General features: G+C 27.8%; 11 protein-coding genes and 1 other annotated feature. All 11 genes read left to right on the top strand.

Annotated elements, in window-relative coordinates; all coding sequences use genetic code 11:
• Positions 1–181 precede the first annotated feature (181 nt).
• The 11 genes from NSA58_RS09245 (at position 182) to NSA58_RS09195 (ending at position 11,251) form a co-directional block, all read left to right on the top strand.
• Positions 182–505, top strand: coding sequence for a hypothetical protein (locus tag NSA58_RS09245; RefSeq protein ID WP_074079272.1), 324 nt, complete (start codon positions 182–184; stop codon positions 503–505).
• Between the two features lie 90 nt (positions 506–595).
• Positions 596–862, top strand: coding sequence for a hypothetical protein (locus NSA58_RS09240; protein WP_039680661.1), 267 nt, complete (start codon positions 596–598; stop codon positions 860–862).
• A gap of 138 nt (positions 863–1,000) precedes the next feature.
• Positions 1,001–2,218 (top strand): DEAD/DEAH box helicase, encoded by a 1,218-nt coding sequence (locus tag NSA58_RS09235; RefSeq protein ID WP_039680660.1) that lies wholly within the window; start codon positions 1,001–1,003, stop codon positions 2,216–2,218.
• Between the two features lie 330 nt (positions 2,219–2,548).
• Complete coding sequence (locus NSA58_RS09230; protein WP_074079273.1) at positions 2,549–3,154, top strand: DUF4878 domain-containing protein; 606 nt, start codon at positions 2,549–2,551, stop codon at positions 3,152–3,154.
• Between the two features lie 130 nt (positions 3,155–3,284).
• On the top strand, positions 3,285–3,626 hold the full coding sequence (locus NSA58_RS09225) for a hypothetical protein (protein ID WP_039680658.1): 342 nt from the start codon (positions 3,285–3,287) through the stop codon (positions 3,624–3,626).
• Positions 3,627–3,747: 121 nt separating this feature from the next.
• Positions 3,748–4,383: a helix-turn-helix domain-containing protein gene (locus NSA58_RS09220; protein WP_139045027.1), complete on the top strand. Its 636-nt coding sequence runs from the start codon at positions 3,748–3,750 to the stop codon at positions 4,381–4,383.
• Between the two features lie 38 nt (positions 4,384–4,421).
• The gene (locus tag NSA58_RS09215; protein WP_052233081.1) at positions 4,422–5,798 is read left to right on the top strand and encodes an aldehyde dehydrogenase; all 1,377 of its coding nucleotides are present in this window, start codon (positions 4,422–4,424) and stop codon (positions 5,796–5,798) included.
• 126 nt (positions 5,799–5,924) lie between these two features.
• On the top strand, positions 5,925–6,767 hold the full coding sequence (locus tag NSA58_RS09210) for a CPBP family intramembrane glutamic endopeptidase (protein WP_074079275.1): 843 nt from the start codon (positions 5,925–5,927) through the stop codon (positions 6,765–6,767).
• 233 nt (positions 6,768–7,000) lie between these two features.
• Complete coding sequence (locus NSA58_RS09205; RefSeq protein ID WP_039680654.1) at positions 7,001–7,894, top strand: hypothetical protein; 894 nt, start codon at positions 7,001–7,003, stop codon at positions 7,892–7,894.
• Positions 7,895–8,030: 136 nt separating this feature from the next.
• Positions 8,031–8,269 (top strand) — a binding site (T-box leader).
• A 351-nt stretch (positions 8,270–8,620) separates the two neighbouring features.
• Complete coding sequence (locus tag NSA58_RS09200; RefSeq protein WP_039680653.1) at positions 8,621–9,745, top strand: alanine/ornithine racemase family PLP-dependent enzyme; 1,125 nt, start codon at positions 8,621–8,623, stop codon at positions 9,743–9,745.
• Between the two features lie 126 nt (positions 9,746–9,871).
• The gene (locus tag NSA58_RS09195) at positions 9,872–11,251 is read left to right on the top strand and encodes a YjiH family protein (RefSeq protein ID WP_052233080.1); all 1,380 of its coding nucleotides are present in this window, start codon (positions 9,872–9,874) and stop codon (positions 11,249–11,251) included.
• Positions 11,252–11,402 lie beyond the last annotated feature (151 nt).

Below are 11,402 nucleotides of genomic sequence, written 5' to 3'. Positions count from 1 at the left end.
ATAACATAAATTATGGAAGTATTTATAGTCAAAGGTATGCACAAAATTGTGTATACCTTATTTTAGTATCATATTTAAAGTATACTATTAAAAATAAATTGCTTATAATTAGAATATACAAAACTAGAAAAATAGTAGCAAAGATAGTGATAACATAAGAAATAAAAATAGAGTCAGAGCGGTGATTCATCCTAAAAGATGGCAAAGGGGAAACGCATATTATAAAGAAGAAAATGTATACGGAGTAGATTTTGCTACAGAGGAGTACTATTTAATTATAGATGCCCAAGTAGAAGGGTTTAAAAGTTATAGAGATTATGAAAGTGTGCTAGGAATAAATTTAGAAAGCTTAAACATAGAAAAAACAAGATGCACTTGTGAAGATTATAGAGAAAATAATAGAAGGGGCACATATATATGCAAGCATATTGAGGTAACTTTGTTAGAAGCTATGGAAATAATGGAAAATACAAATAGAGTAGAAGCACTTTCTAACATACATTAAGAAATTAATAAAGCATCTAAATTAACACTAGAAGATATAATACTGGGCAATATTACTAATGATTACAAAAAGGTAAATTTAGAAGTGCATATGGAGGCATGTTTAGATGAACCTTACTGCAAAGTTCAATTTAAAATAGGTGAAGATAAGATGTATGTACTTAAAAGCTCTAGAGATTTTATAGTATCTAGATATTTTAATAAAGAAGTGAAATACGGAAAAGATTTCACATACAATCCTAAAAAACATATTTTTTCTGTGGAAGATGAAAACATCATATCTTATATGGATGAAATGGTATCTATTAATCTTCTTTACTTTCTAGAAGATATCAATGATTTGTTTAAGCTAGAATAAATAAATTTATAAGTTAAAGTTTTGCAAATGCATTTTAATTTATATATTTGTAAAACATAACGTAAATGATACAAAGGCTTTTGCAAAATTATTAAATAAGTGTATAATATAAGTTGATTAAACTTAAAGGAGCAATACATGAAAACATTTGACAAATTAGGGATAAATGAAAAATTAATAAATGGATTATTAAAGCAAAATATAACAGAGCCAACAAAGGTTCAATCATTAACAATAGAAAAAATAATAGAAAACAAAGACTTACTAGTAAACAGTGAAACAGGAAGTGGAAAAACTTTAGCATACTTACTTCCAATGTTTGAAAAAATCGATACTACAAAGAGAGATACACAAGTTTTAGTTCTAGCACCTACTCATGAACTAGTTATGCAAATATCAAATGAAGCAAAACTACTTGCAGAAAACTCAGGAATTGATGTAACTACTTTTGCAGTAATAGGTGAAGTAAACATACAAAAACAAATTAAAAATATAAAATCAATAAAACCTCATATAGTAGTTGGAACTGCTGGTAGACTTCTTGATTTAATTCAACAGAGAAAACTAAAAGTTCATAAGGTTAAAACTATAATATTAGATGAAGTTGATAGCTTAGTAAGTTCAAAAGGTGAAGCAATAGTAGAAAAAATAATAAAAACTACTTTAAGAGATAGACAACTTTTAGGATTTACAGCTAGTTTAGATAGCAAAGCTGAGAGTTTTTGTGATTATATGATGAAGGAAATGGAAGTTATAAAAGCTACTGATGAATCAGTTATAAATCCAAATATAAATCATATGTACATCTATGGAGATAGAAGAGAAAAGTTCACAATACTTAGAAAGGCATTATCTTCTGCAAAAGCAAAAAGAGCTATAGTTTTCGTAAATGATGAAGATAGTATAGAAGTTATAAACGAAAAACTTAACTATCACCAATATAAATCAGTATGCATCTCAGGGAAAATGGCTAAGGAAGATAGAAAAAATGCCATGACAGCATTTAGAACTGGAAAAGCTAATATTTTAGTTTCTTCTGATTTATCTGCTAGAGGACTTGATATACCTGATGTTAGCCATATATTCAATCTTGATTTCCCAGGTAGTAAAAACGAGTACCTACATAGATGTGGTAGAAGTGCTAGGGGTAATAAAAAAGGTACTGCTATCTCAATAGTTACTAATCAAAACTTAGGAACAATTAGAGATTACAAAAGACAGTTCAAAATAAACATGAAAGCAGTGGAATTAAAAGAAGGGAACTTTGTGGATGTGGATTTCAAAGCATTAAAAAAAGAATCTAAAGCAAAAAAAGAGTTTAAATCAAAAAGAGAAAATAAACCTAAAAATAAATAGAATTTTATAGATAGATGCTGGTAGAAATACTGGCATATTTTTTATCGTTGATCATATGATTATTAATTTTGTAGATATAAGCAAAGTAAATTTTTGCAAATAATTTCTATTGAAATAAGTCACATTATATTAAATAAATTTACATTTAGCCTCTATTTATCAAATAATAAGAAAAAAAGTCTATAATTTCTAGTTACACCCTCCATAATACAACAATTTATATATGTGAAAAATGTTACACTATTACATAAGAAAATGGGTAGATATAAATAATACAACAAAATCAGGGGAAATGACAAAGAAAATATAAAAACAAAGGGGATAAAACAAATGAAAAAAACAGTATTAGCTTTACTTATGATTATGCTATTTATACCAATGATGTTGACCGGATGCAAAAGTGAAACGCCAACAGATGTGGTAAATACTTATTTTTCATCCATAAAGAAAAGTGACAGTAAGGAAGCACAAAAACTTATAGAAGATACAATTTCAGATGAAATATTAAACGAAGAAACTGGTACAACATCTACACAAGATGAAACATCAGAGACATCTAAGAAAGAAGACGGCCAAAAATTAGATGAATCATTAAAAATGTATCTTTCTAAGATAGATGCAAAAGTATTATCGGAAAAGGTAAATGAAGATAAAGCAACAGTAAAGGTAGAAATTAAAGCACCTAATTATAGTAATTTATTATTGGCTGTTATGGAAGAAAGTATAGCAGACACTTTTAATGGTAAAGAAGTAAAACAAGCTGATGTGGAAAAAAACTTGGAAGAAAAAATTAAAAGTAGTAAAGCAGAAACTAGAAGTGGACAAATCAACTTAACTAAAAAAGATAATGAATGGAAGATAAAATCAGATGAGAATATTACTAACTTATTACTTGGGGAAGCTGATGAAAAAGAAAGTGTTATGTTTAGTAAGTAAAAAACAAATTCATAATTATATAACCAAAATAGTACTCATTAAAGGGGTACTATTTTTTGTAAATTAAAACATAGTCATAAGAAAATAAACTATAATTTACATATATATAAATTGCAAGGAGGAAAGTAAGGTGGCTAAAAAAAGGAAAAAAAGAGAAAGCACAGATAATACAAATAATAACCAATCAAGTAAAAATTGCAAATCAAAAAAAAGTAGCGATAAAAGTAGTAGTGAAAACAAAAGGCTTTCAGACTTTAGCTATGCGGAACTTATAGTATTATCTGCCACATTATCCTATAGTTTAGCTGAAGAGTTGGACGAAGATGATTTAGCCATATTCCTTGTTTTTTTAGGCCTACTACTAGCTGAAATGCAAGCACTTGTTGCACAAAGAGAAATTAAAGCTAGATCTCAAGTTACTGCAAATGAAGATGTGGATTTAGCAGAAGAGGATATAAATTTAGGTGAATAAAGAACAAGCTAAATTAAGGTAGCTTGTTTTTTATTGTAAAGAATTTATATATTAATTTTAAATCCATGAAAAACTTGTGTATAATGTTTATGAGAATAAAGAAAAAGGGCAGGTAAAACAAGTGAATAATTTAGGGCAAAAATTAAAAGAAAAAAGAGAGGATATGCAATTATCACGAAAAGAATTAGGAGAAAGAATTGATGTTAGTCAATATATTATAGCTCAGTATGAAGAAGAAACTTGTGATTTTAGTGCATCTATTTTAACAAAAATAATGGATGAATTAGAAATGGACTTTTGGGAGGTATGTTCAGATACGGGGATAATCTTAACTCCAGAAGAGCCTTCAGAATTTAGTAAAATGCTAGCTAAAGAGGCAGAAAAATGTGCTAGAAAAATAGAGATAAATTTGCATTCATCTGATGCTAAGTACACACTTTTACGTGAAAGTAGCAAAGAAGAACTTATAGATTATTGTATAAAGCTTAATAATGATTTAAATGTTGTTGGAGTTATAGATGAGATTTTTTCTCATGAGGAAGAGAATATGAGCCCTTTGGAAAATATAACAAGATATCTTGAGGAACAAGAAGTGAAAGAAAAGATATATTTAGATATAAGAAAAGCTGTTTTAAATACTATAAATTTGAAGCTGGAAGAGGTTGAAAGAAAATATGGAAAAAATAAAAATAAGCAAATTTCAAAATCTTATAATGATAATGTTATAAAATTGGATTTTGGGAGTAAAGATAGATAAAAGAGGTTAATAGAAAAGATAGATAAAAGAGGTTAATTATGAATAAATTTGAAAACATATTAGAAAAACAAAGACAATATTTGTGTGATATTGGAACAGTAACTGTTGATAAAAGAATTGATAATTTGAAAAAATTAAAAAACGTAATAAAAAAATATGAAGACGAAATAATAGATGCTTTAAATAAAGACTTAGGAAAGCATATATTTGAAGCTTATTCCAATGAAGTAGGATTTGTTTATGGAAGTATAGATTTTGCCATAAAAAACTTAAAAAGTTGGACAAAAGTTAAAAAGGTAAAAAATGATGCAGCGCAACTTCCTGGAAAATCATACATCTATAAATCACCTTATGGCGCAGTGCTTATAATAGGACCATATAATTACCCTTTCCAACTAACTATAGAGCCTCTAATTGGAGCTATAGCAGGAGGAAACACAGTAATTTTAAAACCTTCTGAATATGCAACGGCTACAGAAACTATGGTGAAAAAAATAATAAAAGAAATTTTTGAAGAAGAATACATAGCAGTTATTACAGGTGATTACAAAGTAAATAGTGAGCTCTTAGATTTACAATTTGACTACATATTCTTCACTGGAAGTGTAAATGTGGGGAAAATCGTTATGGAAAAAGCCAGTAAACATTTGACGCCAGTAACTTTAGAGCTTGGTGGAAAATCTCCTGTAATAGTTGATAATACTGCCAACTTAAAAATCAGTGCAAAGCGAATACTTTGGGGAAAACTAACAAATGCGGGACAAACTTGTGTGGCACCAGATTATGTTTTAGCTCATGAACATATTTATGAAGAGCTTATAGATGAATTTAAAAATACAATAAATGAGTTCTATGGTCAAGATATTAAAAGTAATAAAGAGTTTGGGAGAATAATAAACGAAAGACATATGAATAGGCTAAATAATATCTTAGAACAGGATAAAGAAAAAATAGTAGTTGGTGGAGATGTGGATTTTGAGCAAAGATATATTTCTCCAACTATTCTTAGGGATGTAACACTAGATGACAGTGTCATGAGTGATGAAATATTTGGTCCCATACTTCCCGTGGTAAAATACAAAGATATGGAAGATTTAAAATATTATATTTCTAAACATAAAAATCCATTGGCACTATATGTATTTTCAGAAGATGAAGACTTTTGTGAAGATGTTATAACTAGATTTTCATTTGGGGGAGGCTGTGTCAACGATACCATAAGCCACGTGGCATCAGCTCATCTGCCTTTTGGTGGAGTAGGAACATCTGGTATGGGTAATTATCACGGAAAAGCCAGCTTTGAAACATTTACCCACACAAAATCAATAGTGAAAAAAAGTACTAAAATAGACCTTAAATTAGTATTCCCACCATACAAAGAAAAGGTGAATTTAATTAAGAGGGTAATGAAGTAAATTATAACTATAATTAAACAATATATAGAATTTATTTTGTATGAAGGTATAAAATGATACGCTATGCTAAAATCATAGTATGATAGTTATAAATTAGGGTGGAATAAATACTTTAAGGAGTACAAAATGAAAGAAATTAAAATCTGGCAAATGGTTCTAATATGGATTGGAACTGAAATTTTAGTAACAATTGGATACATAATTTATTCACTTTATAGTTTGTCTATGGAAATAAATGATGTAATGTTAGGATTTATTTTACCTTTAGCAGTGCTAATTGCTATTTCTATGTTTGGTAGAGTAAATACAAAATTAGTAAAAGAAAGATGGAGTAATTTTAAACAAATTGCTAGCATAAAAGAAATATTAATAGTGGTGGCAACTCAAATATTTTTATCCATAGGTCTTTCTAACTTAAGTTTAGGTTTTTTAGCCAGTACTAATATGACTAAGGCCTTGGAGGCGGCAAATGATACTTTTGGGAATCCAAGTACCAATAAAGAGTTAGTATTTTTCCTTATTAGTGTAGTGATTTTGGCACCTCTTTTAGAGGAGATGATTTTTAGAAGAATTGTTTTCAAAAGATTAAATCTAAAGTTGAGTTTTATTACTTCAGCAGTCATATCATCTGTAATATTTGGAATTGGTCATGAACTTTTAGCTATATTAGGTGCGATAGTATTTGGAGTTACATGTTGTGTTTTATACAGAAAATATAATAATTTGATAGTGCCAATTGCTGTGCATTTTTTAAATAATCTAATAGCAGGAACTATGATAAGTGTAGGTTATTTTCAAGGGACTTTAAATGAGCAGATAAACGTTATAACTAATTATGATATTAAGGTGTACTTCATATCAGGTATGTTACTTACAGCTATAACAATTATAATATTTATTAGGTTTGTTATGAAAAATAAACAGTATTTAAAAAGAGAGAAGACAAGATTAGAAGTACCTTCCTTGTAACATTGTAAAACTTATTAAAGGTGGTAGCTTTAAGTGAATATTACAGTAGCTTCTTTTATTTATTAAGCTAGAATAAATCTTATAAGTCAGTTTTGTCAAAAACAGTAAGTAAGTTTATAATTAAAGATATAGCTAATTATTTGGAAAGAGATAAATAAATCTCTTTCTTTTTGTTTATAAATATAAATACATAAACTATAATTTTAAGAGAGAATAAATTAGGGGGGCAAAATATGAATATTGATTTTAAAGAAATAATCTTAATAGGTCAATGGATGGAAATAATAATTACTGTAGTAGCAATAATTGGATTAATAAAAATTTACAAATATAAAGAAGAAAATGAAAAATATTTTGTTTTAAAAATGATAGGATTTTATCTCTTAGGAGCTTTTAGTTTTAATATTCCGTTTATGGAAAAAGTATATGTATATATTTATTTGCCAGTGGGCTATCTTATATTTTATTTAGCTATGAAAAACAAAGACAGAAGTAATAAAATTGTGAAAAATAAATGCGCCATGTGGGGACTTATTATTCTCTGTGTGTCATGTATTACAAATGGAATTAGTAATTATTTAGAATACAGAGACAAGAATTTTAATTTTAATGGTAATGTGAAAAATCTAAGCTTGGAATGGCAGGAAATTAAAGAAAAGTGTAATATTGATAGTGATGTTCCTTTAGAAGGAGCAAGAATACTTTATAATAAAGATGGGAAAATAAGTGATTTAATTTATTTTATGATTGATCACAATAAAAATAAGTCTTATCAAATTACTATAGATGAGCAGAAATATAATGTTGTAGTAGAAAAATATTCTGGAGAAACTTACGATGTAAACTCATATTATGATAATACTACAGATGACTTTTTGGAAGTATTAGATCATATTAACAACTCAGATGAAAAAATAATGAATTATAATGTGATAATTTATGAAAATGAATTATATAGCAAAAATGATGTGGATGATTTATATTTAGTAAACAAAGATAATGATGAATATAAGAAAGTAAATGAAGATGGTTTATACGGACTTGTAATAAATTATTTTGCAAATGAAGTTGAGGATGGAAGTAGTGGAAAATCTTATACTGCAAAATATGTATTTGAAGCAAAATAGGCTGTGGTAATTAGTTTTTATTATTGTAATACGTGGACAATGTCTAATTAAAGAAAAATGATACATAATAAAAAAAATATATATTGACAAATGAAAAGAATACATATAAAATTATAATTAACAAATAACATATAACTTAAATTCTATGAAAAAGAAAGTAGATATGAATCGTGTTTCAGCGAGCTGGGGGTTGGTGGAAGCCTAGTAACAACATTTATATTGAAGAGAGCTTTGGAGAAGAATATCTGAACTAATAGTAGGATATTAGGTAATTCCCGCCTTAAGGGATTAGAGTGGATAAGTTTTATTTGCAGTACCTTACGTGCAGCGAATTTTATCAATTAGAGTGGTAACGCGGAATATTTCGTCTCTTGGTTTTATAACCAAGGGACTTTTTTAATACAAAAAAGTATTTTGTTAAAACACCTAACTCAGAAGAAATAAAATTATTAGTTTGTAATTATTATAAACTGAAAATTTTCAATATTCTGAAATGCTAATTGTAGAACTTATCAATAAGAGTGGTAACACGGAATATTTCGTCTCTTGGTTTTTAAAGCCAGGAGACTTTTTTTATTTTAAGGAATTTGTATTTTATATGTTCTGTGGATAAAATATAAATTCCAACTGCTTAACGGAGCAACGGACCTGGTTTGTAGGCCGTTGGCGACATGAGTGAAGCGAATTTTTATTGTAAAGAAACTTTATTTGAACAGGGGGATGGTCATGGATACTACAAAAAATTATCCACTTTTAGAAATAAATCTTAATAAAATAGCAGATAACACAAAATACTTAGTAGATTTATGTAATAAAAATAACATAAGTATAGCAGGTGTTATAAAAGGTGTAAATGCAGATGAAGAAGTTGTAAATGTACTAGCTGATGGGGGTTGCAAGTACTTGGCTAGCTCTAGAATAGAACAACTAACTGATTTAAAGGAAAAAAATATTGAAAAAGAGACTATGTTAATAAGAATGCCTATGAAACATGAAATAAAAGAAGTAGTTAAATATATTGATATATCTTTAAATTCAGAAATAAATACAATTAACTTGCTTGAAAAAGAGTGCAAAAAGCAAAAGAAAGAACATAAGATAATTCTTATGGTTGACCTTGGTGATTTGAGAGAGGGATTTTTTAATAAAGAAGAACTTATAGATATTACTTTATACATTGAAAATAATTTGGAATATGTAAAATTATATGGAATAGGAACAAATTTAAGCTGCTATGGATCAATCAAACCATCTCATGAGAATTTAAGTTATTTATGTGAAATAGCACAAGATATTGAAGATAAAATAGGCAGAAAACTAGACATAATATCAGGGGGATCAACAACATCTCTACCACTATTATTTGATAATAAAATGCCATCTAAAATAAATAACCTAAGAATAGGAGAAGCCTTAATAATAGGCAGAGATTTGATAGATTATTGGGGTTATGATTTAGATAAAATGCATAAAGATACCATGATTCTTAAGGCTGAAGTAATAGAAATAAAAGAAAAACCTACATATCCCATAGGAGAGATGTTCTTAGATGCCTTTGGAAATAAACCTGTTTATGAAGACAAGGGGATAAGAAAAAGAGCAATATTAGCAGTAGGAAAACAAGATTTTGTTAATGATAGAGACTTGGTACCATTAGATGAAAATGTTGAAATAGTAGGTAGTAGCAGTGATCATCTTATAGTAGATATACAAGATTCAGACACTAATTTTCAAGTGGGAGATATTATGAGTTTTGGAATGTTTTACTCCAATGCACTTTACTTAACATCATCAAAATATGTAAACAAACATTATATTCAATTGGAAGAGTTAGAGAAAGAATACGCATAGAAATTAAAAAAGTTTTTAAATGAAAATTCTAATAAATTACCTATGGAAACTATAAAGAATTATTGGAATAATTAAAATTATTAAAAAAATACAAAAATCATAAATGAAATTTACGGAGGAATTATTATGAATACAGAGCAAAATTACACACTGGAACAGACGAGTAGTATCTCGAAATTTTTAAAATTTTTTATACCATCATTATTGGGACTATTTTTATTTATCATACCATTACCTTTTGGAGAAATATTTAATGTGGCAGATGTATCACCAGTAAATATAGGTGTTGGATTTATTTCAGAATTATTAAAACTTGCCATAGGTGATTATGTACCAACTATATGTTTAGTGATAATTGTTGGATCAGCAGTTTTATCACTTGTAGCAAAATTTATAAATATAAAAAATGAATTTTTCAAAAACATATTAGATGTACCACCATTTTGGTTATTCTTCAGAATAGTTGGAGCAGTGTTTATGGCTATGATATACACAAATGTGGGACCAGAATTTATAATTTCTGAAGACACAGGTCACGTAATCTTAGGAATTATGCCAAGTTTAATAGCATTATTTTTAATAGCAGGATTTTTACTTCCTTTAGTTTTAGATTTTGGATTAATGGATTTCTTTGGAACAATGATATCTAAATTTATGAGAACTTTATTCTTAGTTCCAGGAAGAGCTTCAGTAGATACACTATCTTCATGGCTTGGAGATGCAACTTTAGGAATAATGATAACAAATACTCAGTACAAACAAGGCTTCTATAACAAAAAAGAAAGTTGTATAATAGCAGTTTGTTTCTCATTAGTTTCACTACCTTTCTCTACTGTTATAGCAGACCAACTTGGATTTATGGATAAATTTGTACCATTTTATTTAACAGTTTGTGCAGCATCACTTGTTTGTGCATTAATACTTCCAAGAATTTATCCTTTATGTAAAATAAAAAATGAAACTTACAACAATGTTCCTTACGAAGTAGAAGAGATTAATGAAGAAGGTGGATTATACAAACAAGGTTTAAACAATGCAATGAATAGAGCTGCCAAAGCACCAACGCTTAATGAAATAATAGTAAACGGATTTAAAAATATAGTAGATATATATATAAGTCTAATACCATTGGTATTAGCATGGGGAACAATATCTCTAGCTTTAGCTGAGTTTACTCCAGTATTCACATGGATATCATATCCAGTAATATTAGTATTAGAATTACTTCAAATACCAAATGCAGCTCAGGCAGCACCAGCAGTACTTGTTGGATTTACAGATATGTTCATACCATCAGTAATGGTAAGTGGAGACGGATTTGCAGAAATAACTAAGTTTGTAATAGGTGCATTATCTATCTCTCAATTAGTTTATATGACTGAAACAGGTGCAGTTATATTAAAATCAGAAATACCACTAAAATTAAAAGATTTAATGGTAATATTCTTAATAAGAACAGTAATATCTCTTTTAGTTATAACACCTATAGCTCATATGTTATTTTAATAAAAATAAGTAAAAAGATATCACATGAATGTGATATCTTTTTTTGTAAGAATTTTATATGTTTTTTGATAAAATATAAAATTAAGCTAGTTAAAAATGCAAATTTTACTAGATAAAGAATATTTTTATTGTAATATTTTATAATAAGTAT

The sequence above is a fragment of the Terrisporobacter muris genome (assembly GCF_024621905.1).
Taxonomy (GTDB): domain Bacteria; phylum Bacillota; class Clostridia; order Peptostreptococcales; family Peptostreptococcaceae; genus Terrisporobacter; species Terrisporobacter muris.
This window is presented reverse-complemented; position numbering and strand designations above follow the sequence as displayed.

Excerpts from the sequence above, each read along its gene's own strand:
- NSA58_RS09240 (WP_039680661.1), top strand. The coding sequence starts at position 596 with ATGGAGGCATGTTTAGATGAACCTTACTGCAAAGTTCAATTTAAAATA.
- NSA58_RS09235 (WP_039680660.1), top strand. The coding sequence starts at position 1,001 with ATGAAAACATTTGACAAATTAGGGATAAATGAAAAATTAATAAATGGA.
- NSA58_RS09230 (WP_074079273.1), top strand. The coding sequence starts at position 2,549 with ATGAAAAAAACAGTATTAGCTTTACTTATGATTATGCTATTTATACCA.
- NSA58_RS09215 (WP_052233081.1), top strand. The coding sequence starts at position 4,422 with ATGAATAAATTTGAAAACATATTAGAAAAACAAAGACAATATTTGTGT.
- NSA58_RS09210 (WP_074079275.1), top strand. The coding sequence starts at position 5,925 with ATGAAAGAAATTAAAATCTGGCAAATGGTTCTAATATGGATTGGAACT.
- NSA58_RS09205 (WP_039680654.1), top strand. The coding sequence starts at position 7,001 with ATGAATATTGATTTTAAAGAAATAATCTTAATAGGTCAATGGATGGAA.
- NSA58_RS09200 (WP_039680653.1), top strand. The coding sequence starts at position 8,621 with ATGGATACTACAAAAAATTATCCACTTTTAGAAATAAATCTTAATAAA.
- NSA58_RS09195 (WP_052233080.1), top strand. The coding sequence starts at position 9,872 with ATGAATACAGAGCAAAATTACACACTGGAACAGACGAGTAGTATCTCG.